Raw genomic sequence first — 12,883 nt, 5'->3', positions numbered from 1 at the left:
AATGATTTCGTCGTCGATAAAATGCTTTGATAGACGTGATACCCGGCTTGGTCGAATATCCGGCAGCGAATGGGATTAGCAGGGAATTGATTTGTATATTAGAGCTGAAATCAGATCCATGATGCAGCAACTTCCTTTTCTTTTCGCGCGTGAGGGAGGCTGGCGCCTTGCCCGGCACCTGAGTTTTTGGTCCGCATGGTTTATTTTTCAGCTGCTGTTATACTCCTTTTCACCTTCCCCGGTGCTCCAACATCAGGCTTTCCTTAACCGGATTTTAATTACGCTGCCCGAAACGCTAATTTTCCTGATTCCGAGCATGTTCCTGGCCTACACGCTGATGTATTGGGTTATCCCCAGGCAGGTGATTCCAGGGGATTATCTTTGGGCGGTATTAAGCTCGATATTGCTAATGGTGCTCACTTCCGCCTTGTCCGCTGCTTTGTCGATGAGTCTGGTGGATTACCTGCGCCATAGAAATGGAGCGGGCTTATCGCAACGGATTGCTACTGAGCGGCATCCAGCCTTTTACATCCAGCTGGGCACAGCTATGCTGGCAGGTCTTCGGGGTAGTATCACCGTAGGCGGGGTTGCCGCGGCAATTAAGCTAATGAAGTGTTTCTATCAAAAGCAGGAAGCTGCACTGCGATTAGAGAAGGAAAAGGCGAACGCAGAACTTCAGATGTTGAAAGCATAGTTGCACCCCCATTTCCTCTTTAATACCCTAAATAATATATATGCTTTCACGCAGGAAGTTTCCCCGAAAGCATCGGCTATGGTCATAGGACTCTCCGAGCTATTGCGTTATATCTTATATGATTGCAATAAGCCATTGGTTCCGCTTGATCAGGAACTTAAAATGATCCGAGATTATATTCAGCTCGAATCCGCGCGCTATGGGGAGGGTCTCGATATTTCCCTTCAGTTGCCAAGCGGCGGTGGCTACCGCATAGCCCCCCTGATCCTTTTACCTTTTGCTGAAAATGCTTTCAAGCATGGGGCTAGTCAGCTGACTGAGCGGCCCTGGATAAGCATCGATGTTTCGATGAATGTTGACTGGCTAACAATGAAACTCATTAATGGAAAGCCCGGACAGCTTAAAAAAGGAATGCCGGGCATCGGAATTGAAAACGTCCGCAAGCGGCTTGAGCTCCTCTACCCCGGACTGCATGCGCTAAAAATCAGTGATATGGGGGAAATGTATATTGTTGACCTGGAAGTTAAGCTATCTGATCATGGAGAATAATGTAAATTACAATTGCCTGATTGTGGATGATGAACCCCCGGCAAGGGCAGTTCTGAAACGCTACATTGCCCAGCTTCCCATGTTGCACCTGGCAGGTGAATGCAGCAATGCCCTACAGGCGGCTGCAAGGCTAAAGTCCGAGCACATCGATATCCTGTTTCTTGATATCCAGATGCCGCAACTGAGCGGGTTGGAGCTGATAGGCGCACTCATCAATCCGCCAAAGATCATATTAACCACCGCTTTCGGGCAATACGCGGTTAAAGCTTTTGAACTGGAGGTCACAGACTACCTGCTTAAACCGGTAAGTTTCGAGCGGTTTTTAAAAGCGGTGATGAAAGCTTTGCCTGATCAGGATTCTGCGCAGCAGGCACCAGTGAAAACAGGTACAGCGGATTTTTCCAGCCCTGCATTCCTTTACTTTCGTGCGGATCGTAAAATGATTAAAGTCCAGTTAGATGATATTCAGTACGTGGAGAGTTTAAAGGATTATGTCAAAATCCATACGACCAGGGGCACGGTGATCACCAAATTTACAATGGCCTCAATTGAAGCCATGCTCCCCGCAGCTGCTTTTCTAAGGGTGCACCGGTCTTACCTGGTGGCTTCTGATAAGATAGATTCTTATACGCCAGATGAAGTTTATATTTCAGCCCGCGAAATACCGATTGGCGCCAAATACCAAATGCAGGTTCTCGCGGCCTTAAAGGGTGTAAATAGGTGATTTATTAAAAAGCCAGTTTCAATCATCAACGGAATCTAATGTGATTTGGCTTGCCATAGTTTATTCCCCTGTTAAATAAATAAATGGATAATAGTAGAAATAACAGTTAAAACAGACCTAATACACAGGCAAAAAGATAACTATGGTACATTCAAAATTGACTTTAGATCTGTCGCCTGCATTAAAAACAAAAGATGCACATGGTTGTAAATTTCGGCTTCTTTGACCAGACGATTCCGTTGTGGATTGACCAGTATCAAATTGAAACCGACTTATCTCCATCATGTCACTAATCAACCTGTTGAGATGATCATTTTAGACCGAACAAACTGAATTTGATTTCCGAAATAAGTTGATCACTGCTAGCGAAATCTCGAAATCAGCTAAAGAAGGTGTCGACCGACTTGCCAAGCTTAAGCCATCATTAGCGCGGTTAGACCCTCCAACCGACCACACCAGAACGTACCTCTCTACTAATTTCTTATGTAAAAATGGCAAATTTCGGAGAAATAGGTGGCAAATGTGGTGTAGAGTTTATTCAAAAAGCTTTATATGACTTGACTTCAAAAAAAGAGCAAAACCGGAGGATAAAGTCAACATACTTAACGCTGTAAGTTATTACTTGAAATCTTGATCTATATTTGCCAGCTGGTAATGAATGGACAGGATAGCCAATCTGCGGTCCCTTCCATAAATTGGACTAGTGATAATAAAACTATTACCACTTTGGATATTCAGTCTCGCTGAATCTGTTGAGAGGAAGCTAATATTATAAAAAGTGGAATACAGATGTCCAATCTCTGACTTTTTACTTGAAGCTATGATTATTCCGTAATTATCAATCACGGATGCCTCCTGCAAATTCTCCATGGTCATAAGCTGGTTAAGATAAGTATTTACAGCTTTCCTATCCCCTTTCAAAAGTTCAGTGCGGATTGCCCAGAACAATGGCTTGCTAAATACCAGCAATTGGTTTTTTAATGAAGCATCTAACTTAGCAGAAATTTTGTTTTTATAAAACTGGCTCTGCCTTTGACTTTTCTGAATGATGGACTTCCGTTCTATTGATTTCCATGCCCAAAGTGAAAGAATGACAAGAATACTTACAGCGATTGAAATTAAAAAAGTTTTAACGGAGATGGTAGATTCCTGCCTTCTGTGGTTTTGAATATGTCTATTTGCTGAAGTGGCCATTGATGTAAACCTATTTGTCTACAATGTCAAAAATGGTGATTTTGTTTTCACCTTCGACGAAAATTAACAAATGCACGCCTGTGTATAAAATAGGGGAAAAATACAAAATGTCGGACTGAGAAAACCTGTCGAGTTACCTATAAAAAAACGATATTAAAATTACTCCGTTGCATTTGAAAATAATCTTCTCAAACTAGTTTGTTTAGAAGTGTAAATAATTCGTCAAGGACTGTTTTTACTAATACGCTTGGAAATAACAGCGGCAGACTAATACCTATTGCTAAACAAACAGTAATCAATTTATCAACCTAACTGGTATGACCCGGGACGCGTGCAAATGACTTTTAGGGCTTTAAGATTATTTGTGTGATTAAATTAATTATAAGTTTATAAACAGATTAAGCATACGCAAATTCAATAAACTGCCTGACCGCCTTCTTTATCTCTTCCTGACCCGAAACTAGCTGCAAGTCTATTCCGCAAAAAGGGTTTTCCTGCATGCTAAACCCTTCCCCGCCTTTTACTCTCTTTCAACTCCTCCCTCAATTCACTTTTATAAAAGCGGTCCCCGCCAGGAAATTTATAAGGACGCAACTGACCATTTTTCACCTTTCTTTTATAAGTGCTTTCACTGATTCCCAAATAATCCTTCACCTCCTGTCTGGACAACAACTGATCCTCCGGTAAATTAACTTTTCCATAGTTAATGGTATAGATCATTTGAATAATCTCATAAATCTTCACTAAAACATCCAGTAATTTATCAAGTCTATTCATAGTCTATTTAGGATTAGCATTAACAATAAAAGCTTGTAATATTCGGAACAACAAAATGAGCGAACATCATCCAAAAAGTCAAGTTTAACGAAGGTGGTACAAAATGCCACCGTAAAAAAACGCAAGAAAAGGCGCTTCCAATTGATAACAACAACCACCTTCCCAAAAGCATTCATCCAGCCCCAGCAGACATTCATCCTCCCGCAACTATCCCAGGTGTAATAACTTTAATTATCTTGTTTTTCGGTTATAATTTAGGGGTAACAACCACCGTAACCCTAAATGATCACATCATGAATTACGAACTCGATTATTTTGACCAAATCCTGAACCTGGTTAACCAGGGCATCGCGATCCAGCTCACAGACATTGACATCGAAAGTGAATTAAGCGGAGAACTATTCCGGATCAAACAGCGCATAGACGCTTATGTTCCTTTGCAGGACATTCCACTAAAAGATTATATTAACTATCAGCTCAGCTGCTTTGAGCGGTTCAAACTGAAAGCAAACCAGTTGGTGTTTTCACCGCAAAACCAACAAGGCAAAGAAATCTTGGAACAATTTGAGACCGCGATGGATGAGCTGATTGACCACATGTATCATCATTACCCAAATGAATTTAATCTCAAGACAAAAGCGACTTCATCATACCTTTTAGATTACCAGAAACAATACGGAATACACGAAACAGCGTTTCTTAAAACACTTGAAACTCCTCCGATCGATCCGAAGTTGAAGTTAATTGTGGAGAACATTCTAATCAGCAACCCAACGCATCATCCCACCTATTTGGAGATTGAATTTAAAAAAATGCTGTTGGATCATTTGGCGCTTATCCGTCAAGGCTCAGCTTTAAATAACCAGATTGCCCTATTGCTGATTGCCTTGAGATACAATCACCCTGATCTTTATGCCTACCATCTGGACACCCTTCATCAAAGACAACAAAAAGCCATTAGTGCAGCAGAACAGTTCAGGGATCTCATTCTCTACCGAAAAGAACTTGATCAGTTGATGGAACTCCGGGAAAAGGATTTCTTCTTCCAGAACCCAAATCTCAAATCCATACTTTTAAAGGCGATAGATGCCGAAATCAACTTCCTGAAGGATCTGGATTTTCTTAATACCGAACTCATCCACTCGGGAATCCTCGACTCCAGCTATAAAGTAGGACTGTCGGTAAGACAACTGGCTTTCTATATTTTTCTCAATGTGGAATGCGGCGTGATCACCGAAAGAAAAGCCAAAACCGTTCACCAATATATCGTCGCCAATGTGAGCAGCAAAGAAGCGGAACAGATATCCGAAAAAAGTTTCAGTAACGCCTATTATGTTCACCATCCCGAAGACATTCGAAGAGTGAGTGAATTTCTGGCAAAAATGCTGGCGATGGCACAAAAACTTTATTAACTGAATCTGTTTCATAGCATGGGCCAAGGTGGTAACATCTACCACTTTACGCGGCATTACAATTTGGTTTTCTTTGCCGAAAAAAACATGGAAAATGAAAACCTTTACCTCGAAATGGAGCGCTACTGCCCGATAAGTCCGGCATTGAAAGCCTATCTCAACGTTGCCCTAATCATCATAGACATCCCAGCGAACCATCATTTGGAAGACAGCTTTTTACAGCAGTATCCAATCCTGTTTATTGAAAATGGCACATGCAAAACCACCCTCAAGAGCCGTAAAGAACCCGATCAATCCTTACTTACGCTACACCTCAAAAACACTTTTCTGACCGGATCGCGGGAAACCAATCAAGAGGATTTTAGTATAAATACCGTAAGCCTGTCCCAAACCCAACTCACCGGAGTTCCCGAAAAACACATCCATCACCTCTACCGACTATTCCCAGAATTCATCACATTTAACCTATTGCTGCATCAGGCGCGACAAAGCGCACTGTTCCATCTGGCATTCAATATCAGATACCTTAGTGTAGAAGAACGGTTCAAGCAACTCATCAGCATTCATCCAGACCTCTTCCAAATGGCATCCTCCATGGATATTGCCGCATCCCTGGGCATTCATAGCCATACCTTAAGCGCCTTAAAACACCATTACTTTTCCAGAAAAGACCGGAGGCCGTAAATGAATTCCTTCAACCGAAGGTTGCATCGATCGAAAACAGCTCCTTATACCCCACCAGGAACCCTGACCGACACATCTTCTCGACAACTTTGATTCATAAAACAAGTCCATGAAGAATCTACTTTATCAAACCGGCATTTCTTTATTAATTATTCTCTGGATATATGCAGCGGGATCCAAGTTATTGGAATACAACAGTTTTAAACATCAACTGACCCTGCAGCACTTCCCGTTTAAAATCGAAAATACCATGGCCTGGCTTTTACCATCCATCGAGATCCTCGCCGCGATCCTATTGACTATTCCCAGAACCATCCGATACGGTCTCTACACCTCTGTCATACTGCTGACCTTATTTACGCTATACATCATTTTCATCCTAACCGGTATCCACAACAAAGCGCCATGCAGTTGTGGCGGTGTACTCAATATGCTAAGTTGGAAAAGCCACCTGGTCTTTAATCTGATCTTTCTCTCCATTAATGCCTGGACAGTTCAAGTGTTTCACCAGAAAAGAAAGGAGGCTGAAAATAAATAAATAAATAGATATAGAAATGATCAACAGCCTAATCTGAAAAGCAGCTTTTCAGCTGGCAAAACAACACCGGTGCGAAGCACCACAAACACGTTTTTTATTCACTAAACTTTTTCGCTTGCTTTTTCAGTGCAAAAAGCATTCTTAAACATGAAAAATTTAAAAAAAATCAGCTTCGGCGTATTCGCCTTTCTATTTGGATTAAGCATTGTATTCACCCAGTCCGCCTTCAAAGGAGACGTAGTCAAAAACTTTAAACGTTTACCGGTTACACTTTACTACCATGGCCCGGATTTTTCTTCCACTGAAGTGGTAAAACCCGAAAACTGGAATGATGATGCGCCTGAAGATGCCTGTTCACCGGCACAACAACAAGCCTGCTCCATCACCATCGATGATGCCTTCGTACAAACCGTTGGCGGCAAAAGAGAGCTGAACAATAGTGCCGCACTTACTGCCGATCCCAATGGATCCACCTATTACATCACCGGGTCAGCCGATGAATCGATGACGATCGTCAATTCTGAAAGACCATAACACAAAGGCAGGGCCATCCGGCCCTGCACTTTGCTCATCACTAAACCTATATTTTAATTACTCTCATTAATTACTTTCAATTCCAGTCAGCTGGATGATATCCACAGGAATCGGCAAGGCATAATACGGAGCATAAGGAGCCAGTTCATACACCTTGCCATTAGCCGCCCTTCGAGCCGTGATGTTTGCACCCTCCATATTCAGCCTTTTGATATCCGTGAATCTGGTCTGCCGCATCAAAAGTTCTTTCCGCCGTTCCGTTCTCACTTTTTCCAGGGCGTCCAAAGTATTCAAAGCCACCACAGGGACATATGGAACCGTATTTCGCCACCTGGTCCGCAGCAATACATTCAGATCCTCAATCGCCCCGGTTAGATCACCCGTCTTGGCACGCCCTTCTGCCCTGTTCAATAACATTTCATCCACCGCCAGACCACTGAACAGCAGTGTCGGTGATGAGGCATAGCTCCCTTTAAACTGCTGGTAACCTGAAACCAACCTGAAATAACCCGTCCGCCTTAAATCATTAACATGATAACTGCTATATAGATTCGAGTCCACACGGGCCCGGGTTGGAGAATTGATATCATAATTTGTCGTTCCCTCCGTATAAAAAATAGTTTCTTTATTAAACCTTTTAAAAGGAATATTCAGCGTCAGTCCAAGTATATCCGCATCACTATTGAAATTCATAAGCGAAGACTTGATTTTCAGGCATTCATCCGCATTGACCATCGCCTTCTGATAGTCCCGCATATAGAGATAGGTTCTGGATAGAAGCCCGTAAGCTGCTGCCTTGCTGGGACGCGTGGTTTGCGCACTGGAGTTTGGCAGTAACCTTACTGCCTGATCCGCATCCGAAATCACCTGCGAGAAACACTGCTCCCCTGTAGCCCTTGTGGCTTTAACATTAAAGTCAGAAGCAAGTCTCAACACCACCCCCAGATCACTTTTGGACTGATTCACATCATAGGCTTTGCCATAGTTCATCGTCAATAGCGCATAATAGTAGGCCCTGAAAAAAAGTGCAGATCCCTTCACATTGTCCCAGGCAGTAGCATTCAGTGCATCCCTGGGCACTTTTTCAATCAGCTCCAACACCAAGTTCGCATTGTAAATGGGCTGATAAGCCGCCGACCAGTCATTGGCAAAACGGTTTTCAAATGGCTGCCACAGATAAATTGCCCGCCCTGTTTCCTCCCGTGAGGCAAATATATCCGGCGGCAGGAAAAAGTCATCCGCTACACATTCACCAAGCGTAGGTGTTTTCATAAAATTCATCCTGTCCGGATCATCCAGCAATCCCTGTAAATCCGCCAATGTTGATGGAATCACCAACCTTGCGTTAGGCTTAACCTCTAAAAACTTTTTACATGCCCCAAGCCCCAAAACAGCGAGCAGCATCATCACTAATCTTAAATTTTTCATATTGATATACATTAAAAACTCCCCCTGAACCCAAATGTGAACCCTTTAGATGGCGGTACCGTACTGACATAATCAGGATCAATGTTGTACTTATTGGCTTTCCATAACATGCCCAGGTTACTGGCATTCGCGAAAACATCCAGCGTCCGGAAGGGAAAGCGCCAGGTACTGGCATTCACACTGTAAGATAAATTCACGTAATCCAGCCTGAGGTTATCTCCCCGGATCATATTTACCTCCGAAAGCGAATAAAAAACATCCCGTGCCTGATTAAGCGGATAAATGAACGAAGGAACATTTGTCCGGAGCTCATCGCCCGGCACCCTCCAGCGGTCCGCATAATCATGATGACCTATCCCGTCCGACGCAAAGGAACTGTAGTGCATGCTTCGCTTCTGCCGGAAATACCCCAGGCGGTAACTCAGGTTAAAAGAAACCGCAAACCTGTCCAAAGAAAAAGTATTGATGAACGATCCGAAATGCGTCGGACTCGATGGCCCCACATACACCAGATTGTTACTGCTCGTGCTGCCTTCATTAGCAATCGCCGTGTAATTGGTGCTGAGTTCGCCGTTAAGATAACCCTGGGGATTTCCCTTCGCGTCCAGACCACCCCACTTATAAGCCACGATGCCATACAACGGCTTTCCGACAATCGGACTGATCGAAGTCCCCCCGCCCAGCTGCGCACTTAGCCCCCTGTCCGCAGCGTAATAATATTCCGTCGTTTTGCTCTCATTGAAACTGTAATAAACATCCGAAGACCACCTGAACTTCCCAAACCGAAGCCCGGCAAAATGGACCTCCGCATCCAGTCCCTTACCGCTCATCTTCGCCACATTCCTGGTGATCTGAGAAAAAGCCCCCCATCCCGTATAATCATAATTGGAAAGCCCGTAAAGATCAGATCCCTTCTTCACATAAAAAGACATCGCTCCCCGCAGCAGATTCTTGCGCAAGGCAAAATCCACCTTCACATTCACCTGAGAAAGCTGCTCCCATTTCAATTCGGGATTATTGAGCGCCGAGATCCTCACCATCGGCAGACCCGTCACCTGGTTGGTCCCATAGCCACCTACCGCAGCAGCAGTTTTGCTTAGGTCCACATTCCCGCTGTACCCATAAGTCCCCGTTAAACGCAATACCGGAAGCCAGCTGACGTCATAAAAGCTTTCACTGGAAAGATCCCAGCCCAAGCCCGCCGAAACCAGCGGCTTCCATTTGTCATTGGTATTGGCCCCAAAAATATTCGATCCGTCCCTGCGCACACTCGCCGTCACCCTGTACCTGCCCTTATAGGCATAAGCCGCATTGGCATAAAGACTGATAAAGCGGTAATGCAGATTCGTCAGGTTTCCTCCCGGAGGGATCTGCACACTGTTCCCGGTGATAAAGTCCGAAAAGCGGCTTACATAATTCGCGTCCACATATTGAAGCGGATCAGCCTTATAACCATACCTGACTACAGCTGATCCTAAAGTCTCCACATCACGTGCTTCCATACCGGCAATCGCATTGATCGAATGCACACCAAAGCTTTTGTCAAAGTTCAGCTGCGCCCTTCCCGTGGAAGAATTTACCTTATCCTCACCAACCGCTCTGATCCCACCCAAAGGCACATTATAAGTCACCACACCCGTCGCCCTGTTCAACTGCGAAAAACTATTGATCATCATCCTTGCATAATAACTCTCCACCGTATTGGTCGTGATGTTCTCCGTTCCCTGCTGCTGAAACTGGTAACCCAGATCCAGCAAAAGCGAACCCGTAATCCTATACCTCAGATTCGCCGTCCCATAAATCTCCTGCCTTTTATTTTCGGTAAAAGTATATTGATGGTTATCCGCAGGATAATAATTCCAGTCCAGTAACCTGCCCCCGCCTAGCGTATCCAGAAAGGCAGCACTGTAAGCCTGCGCCATCGCAACCGCCCGCCCCTGATCATCCGTAAAACTCAGATAAGAAGGCTTTCTCGCTGCACTGGTCAGCGTGCCATACGAAGCCCTTCCCGAACGGTTCCCATTCGACGATAAAGAAAACGAAGTCGCCATGGTCAACTTATCACTGATCTTATAATCCTGACTGAAACGGAGATTGATCCGGTTGGATTTTCCAAAAGTTTCCCCTAAAGAGCGGTCATAAGCCCCTGCAATACTGTAAGCCAGTTTATCCGTTCCCCCGCGAAGGTTCAGCCCATACTGCTGCAGCAGCGCATGGGTATAAAAATCCTTCAGGTAAGACTCCCGCACATCCGTCGAATGCAACACATCCAACCTCCGGTTCGCCTCCTCCACCGAAATCCTGCCCTGCCTGCGCAGCAGCATCACCTCCAGCGCCGGCGTCAGCGAAAGATTTGTAGCAATCCGGTTATTATACTGCCCATTATCAAACAAAACCTGCTCCAGCTCAACATAATCCGCCGAAGGCATAAAAGGCAGACGGCTCAGATCCGGCAAAGCATTCAGCGTCGTATTCGCATTAAAAGAAATCACCGGCGCACTGTTCAGCTTCGCCTTTTTCGAAGTCAGCACAATCACCCCATTACCAGCCCTAGCTCCCCAGATTGCCGCCGCCGCCGCATCCTTCAATATCGACACATTCTCAATATCAAAAGGATTGATATTATTGATATCCCCCTCATAAATAAACCCATCCAGCACAATCAAAGGATCCAGCGGCCCGTTGATCGTACCCAATCCCCTCACCGAAAGATTCGTTTTACCCTGCGCAGTCGTGACGTTCCTTTCCGTATTCAGCATCAAACCCGAAGTTTGCCCGATAATCCTATCCAGGATATTCGTGCCCGTCCTCGCGCTCAGCTTCTTCTCATCAATCACCGACACATCCCCATTCACCTCATTCGACTTCAGCTTCTGATAACCCGTATTGATCAACACCTCCTCCAGCTCCTGCACCGCAGGCACCATCTTCACCGACAGAAATTTCGGTACCTCCTCCGCCCGGCGGAACACACGGGTCACCGTATGGTAACCCAAAGCCCTGAAACGCACCGTATCGGGAAAACGCTTCAACAAAAAAGAAAAAGAACCATCACTGCCCGCCGTAATCGTCCCCACACTCTTCGATCCGATCAGTATCTGCACCGAAGGCGAAAACTCATCCAGCGACACCTTCCCTTTCAGCGGCACCGGATCCGAGCCAGATCTCACACCAGAACCCCCAACCGCACCTGTACCAGTCTGCCCCCTTCCCTTCAAACAAAACAATCCCAACAGAATCAACACCAGCATCAAAAACCTCAAAAAACACATCCTAATCATCCTTCCCTCCCTTCACCGGCAAATTCAAACTTAATCCCGCCACCAGCCTTTTCACATTCTCCTCCTTCACCGCAGACGCTCCCGTAATCGCCTTCACCCTGCCATCCAGACCAATCCATACATAATGCGGAATCGCCTCCCTCGGAAACAAATCCCGCAACACCGTATCCTGATAAATTACCGGCGTCACAAAAGCCCGAGCAGTCCCCTCCTGCTTCAACACAAAAGCCTCCACCTTCTCCCTGGAATCCCGCATCGAACCATTCACCGCAATTACCTGCAACCCCTCCCCATACTTCCGCTGCAAAGCCATCACCTCCGGCAAATGCGCAATACACGAACCACACCAGGTCGCCCAGAAATCCAGCAACACCGCCTTCCTCTTAAAATCAGACAAGCGCAATACCTGCCCCCTATAATTCATTACATTATTAAACACCAGATCCGGAACCCTGTCCCCGATCAGCAAAGCCCGCCGCGAAACAGCAGACCCCCCGCCCACCTGTCCATTCACCCTAAAAAAAAGGCAAAGCACAGCCACAGCGATAAAAAATATCGTTTTTTTCATTGATTTAGTTAGTTGATTAGTTTAGGTCAAAAGCCCCCCGTACACCATAAAGCACACCTATCATACCAATAGCATACCCATACCATACAGAAGACAAAAAGAAAGCAAAAACAAAAAACCCACAGGCAGCAAGAACCAATACTTAAAAAAGATTGACCACCTGCAGGTCCATAAAATAAAACATCATTCAGGATTTTTAGGCTTCAACGCATACATCCTGTCGAAAGGACAAGCGCACAAAGCAGCGGAAGGAAATAAAACAACAGATAAAAAACCAGGCACAACACAACACCAGCCATTTCCGTAATGACTCTCACTAATCAAGAATGTTAAATTGTTGTTGTTCATACCCGTATTGGTTATACGAGTCTTGAAGGGATGAGTTCAATAAATGTGAGAACTACAAACCGTGGTGCAATAAAGTTTCTGACGCCTTAAGTGACACGGAATTACAGCAGTTCCCACATCTATTTCGAAAAAATACAAATATATTATTTCTA

At 44.9% G+C, this 12,883-nt stretch carries 12 protein-coding genes; 7 read left to right on the top strand and 5 right to left on the bottom strand.

Annotation, left to right across the window (positions count from 1 at the left end; translation table 11 throughout):
- The first annotated feature begins 118 nt into the window (after positions 1-118).
- The 3 genes from EA772_RS22310 to EA772_RS15565 are packed head-to-tail and all read left to right on the top strand — an operon-like array spanning position 119 to position 1,967.
- Positions 119-694, top strand: coding sequence for a hypothetical protein (locus EA772_RS22310; protein WP_246833949.1), 576 nt, complete (start codon positions 119-121; stop codon positions 692-694).
- Entirely contained in the window at positions 695-1,243 is a 549-nt protein-coding gene (locus EA772_RS15570; RefSeq protein ID WP_246833948.1) for a sensor histidine kinase, read from the top strand.
- A complete protein-coding gene (locus tag EA772_RS15565; RefSeq protein ID WP_124914015.1) occupies positions 1,233-1,967 on the top strand; it encodes a LytTR family DNA-binding domain-containing protein in 735 nt (244 codons plus the stop codon). The genes EA772_RS15570 and EA772_RS15565 overlap by 11 nt, the downstream gene beginning before the upstream one ends.
- A 618-nt stretch (positions 1,968-2,585) precedes the next feature.
- On the opposite strand, the gene EA772_RS15560 is transcribed toward EA772_RS15565, so the two are convergent.
- Entirely contained in the window at positions 2,586-3,161 is a 576-nt protein-coding gene (locus EA772_RS15560; RefSeq protein ID WP_124914014.1) for a hypothetical protein, read from the bottom strand.
- 501 nt (positions 3,162-3,662) lie between these two features.
- Positions 3,663-3,938, bottom strand: a complete 276-nt coding sequence (locus tag EA772_RS15550) for an AlpA family transcriptional regulator (protein WP_124914013.1) — start codon at positions 3,936-3,938, stop codon at positions 3,663-3,665.
- Between the two features lie 293 nt (positions 3,939-4,231).
- Between EA772_RS15550 and EA772_RS15545 the strand changes: the two genes are divergently transcribed.
- The 4 genes from EA772_RS15545 to EA772_RS15530 all read left to right on the top strand — a co-directional run bounded on the left by EA772_RS15545 (position 4,232) and on the right by EA772_RS15530 (position 7,106).
- The gene (locus EA772_RS15545; protein WP_124914012.1) at positions 4,232-5,350 is read left to right on the top strand and encodes a hypothetical protein; all 1,119 of its coding nucleotides are present in this window, start codon (positions 4,232-4,234) and stop codon (positions 5,348-5,350) included.
- An 87-nt stretch (positions 5,351-5,437) separates the two neighbouring features.
- Entirely contained in the window at positions 5,438-6,034 is a 597-nt protein-coding gene (locus EA772_RS15540) for a hypothetical protein (RefSeq protein WP_124914011.1), read from the top strand.
- Positions 6,035-6,143: 109 nt separating this feature from the next.
- The gene (locus tag EA772_RS15535) at positions 6,144-6,572 is read left to right on the top strand and encodes a MauE/DoxX family redox-associated membrane protein (protein WP_124914010.1); all 429 of its coding nucleotides are present in this window, start codon (positions 6,144-6,146) and stop codon (positions 6,570-6,572) included.
- Between the two features lie 147 nt (positions 6,573-6,719).
- Positions 6,720-7,106, top strand: coding sequence for a hypothetical protein (locus EA772_RS15530; protein ID WP_124914009.1), 387 nt, complete (start codon positions 6,720-6,722; stop codon positions 7,104-7,106).
- Positions 7,107-7,172: 66 nt separating this feature from the next.
- Here EA772_RS15530 and EA772_RS15525 read toward each other — a convergent pair whose 3' ends face one another.
- The 3 genes from EA772_RS15525 to EA772_RS15515 are packed head-to-tail and all read right to left on the bottom strand — an operon-like array spanning position 7,173 to position 12,383.
- Positions 7,173-8,534, bottom strand: a complete 1,362-nt coding sequence (locus EA772_RS15525; protein ID WP_168187573.1) for a RagB/SusD family nutrient uptake outer membrane protein — start codon at positions 8,532-8,534, stop codon at positions 7,173-7,175.
- A gap of 11 nt (positions 8,535-8,545) precedes the next feature.
- Positions 8,546-11,815 carry a SusC/RagA family TonB-linked outer membrane protein gene (locus EA772_RS15520; protein WP_124914007.1) on the bottom strand — a complete coding sequence of 1,090 codons (3,270 nt, stop codon included), beginning with the start codon at positions 11,813-11,815 and terminating at the stop codon, positions 8,546-8,548.
- On the bottom strand, positions 11,808-12,383 hold the full coding sequence (locus tag EA772_RS15515) for a TlpA disulfide reductase family protein (RefSeq protein WP_124914006.1): 576 nt from the start codon (positions 12,381-12,383) through the stop codon (positions 11,808-11,810). Before EA772_RS15515 ends, EA772_RS15520 begins: the two co-directional genes overlap by 8 nt.
- Positions 12,384-12,883 lie beyond the last annotated feature (500 nt).

Source organism: Pedobacter sp. G11, from assembly GCF_003860265.1.
Classification (GTDB): domain Bacteria; phylum Bacteroidota; class Bacteroidia; order Sphingobacteriales; family Sphingobacteriaceae; genus Pedobacter; species Pedobacter agri.
The sequence above is the reverse complement of the archived record's forward strand: the minus strand, read 5'-3'. Positions and strand labels throughout refer to the sequence as shown.

Bases quoted from the DNA above. Each gene is read 5' to 3' on its own strand.
- EA772_RS15525 (WP_168187573.1), bottom strand. From the start codon at position 8,534: ATGAAAAATTTAAGATTAGTGATGATGCTGCTCGCTGTTTTGGGGCTT.
- EA772_RS15530 (WP_124914009.1), top strand. From the start codon at position 6,720: ATGAAAAATTTAAAAAAAATCAGCTTCGGCGTATTCGCCTTTCTATTT.
- EA772_RS15540 (WP_124914011.1), top strand. From the start codon at position 5,438: ATGGAAAATGAAAACCTTTACCTCGAAATGGAGCGCTACTGCCCGATA.
- EA772_RS15545 (WP_124914012.1), top strand. From the start codon at position 4,232: ATGAATTACGAACTCGATTATTTTGACCAAATCCTGAACCTGGTTAAC.
- EA772_RS22310 (WP_246833949.1), top strand. From the start codon at position 119: ATGATGCAGCAACTTCCTTTTCTTTTCGCGCGTGAGGGAGGCTGGCGC.
- EA772_RS15535 (WP_124914010.1), top strand. From the start codon at position 6,144: ATGAAGAATCTACTTTATCAAACCGGCATTTCTTTATTAATTATTCTC.
- EA772_RS15560 (WP_124914014.1), bottom strand. From the start codon at position 3,161: ATGGCCACTTCAGCAAATAGACATATTCAAAACCACAGAAGGCAGGAA.
- EA772_RS15520 (WP_124914007.1), bottom strand. From the start codon at position 11,815: ATGATTAGGATGTGTTTTTTGAGGTTTTTGATGCTGGTGTTGATTCTG.
- EA772_RS15565 (WP_124914015.1), top strand. From the start codon at position 1,233: ATGGAGAATAATGTAAATTACAATTGCCTGATTGTGGATGATGAACCC.
- EA772_RS15515 (WP_124914006.1), bottom strand. From the start codon at position 12,383: ATGAAAAAAACGATATTTTTTATCGCTGTGGCTGTGCTTTGCCTTTTT.
- EA772_RS15550 (WP_124914013.1), bottom strand. From the start codon at position 3,938: ATGAATAGACTTGATAAATTACTGGATGTTTTAGTGAAGATTTATGAG.